Annotated in this window: 1 protein-coding gene and 1 pseudogene; one reads left to right on the plus strand and one right to left on the minus strand. The window is 45.7% G+C overall.

Annotated features, from left to right (window positions below):
- A pseudogene (locus tag PZA18_RS24065) lies at positions 1–114 on the plus strand (IS5/IS1182 family transposase); the annotation flags it as partial.
- Between the two features lie 316 nt (positions 115–430).
- Here the strand turns inward: PZA18_RS24065 and PZA18_RS24070 are convergent.
- The coding region (locus tag PZA18_RS24070) for a hypothetical protein (protein ID WP_284103427.1) at positions 431–643 on the minus strand (213 nt) is incomplete at its 5' end.

Consider the following 643-nt stretch of genomic DNA (forward strand, 5'->3'; position numbering starts at 1 on the left):
TTTCTCAAGATCAAGCGATGGCGCGGGATTGCAACCCGCTACGCAAAACGACTGAAGTCGTTTGTCGCGGCCGTTCAAATACGGTGCCTTGCTCTTTGGCTGGAAATCTCGTGACGACACTATCTAGTTAACTCAGAGCAGTTAAAGTGTGAACTCTTGCTAGGAATAACTACCTGCGGGCGTATTTGTTATAAGAGGACATACGTTATCAAACCACGGAACCGCTGCATGCATAAGCAATACAAGCAGGTACTTCGTTTCCACAATTAGCCCGGGCTGAGGAGGTTTGAATTTGCAGGAGCGGCTTTAGTCTCGCATTGCGCTGCCTTCGCGGCTAAAGTCGTAAAACATCAGCTGTCCTAATTATAAATAGTGACTATTAGCTTGCCTGACACTATGCAAGGCTCGTTAAGGGATCTGCGTATTCCTTTTAATCAAGGCGCCTACATACGCATGCTACTGAGTTTTTCACGAAATCACAAAAATCTTTCTGATAAATTTCGTTATAAATCAGGTATTTGATGAATTGTTGAAAGATATTTTGGTGTGAGGTGTTGACGAGTTCAGGGGTGGGGCGTATAGTTCGCTTCCTCTGCTGCTGACGCAGCGAAACGAAACGGGCAACCGGGAAGTTTAGCGATAG

It is taken from the genome of Parachitinimonas caeni (assembly GCF_030129945.1).
GTDB lineage: Bacteria > Pseudomonadota > Gammaproteobacteria > Burkholderiales > Chitinimonadaceae > Parachitinimonas > Parachitinimonas caeni.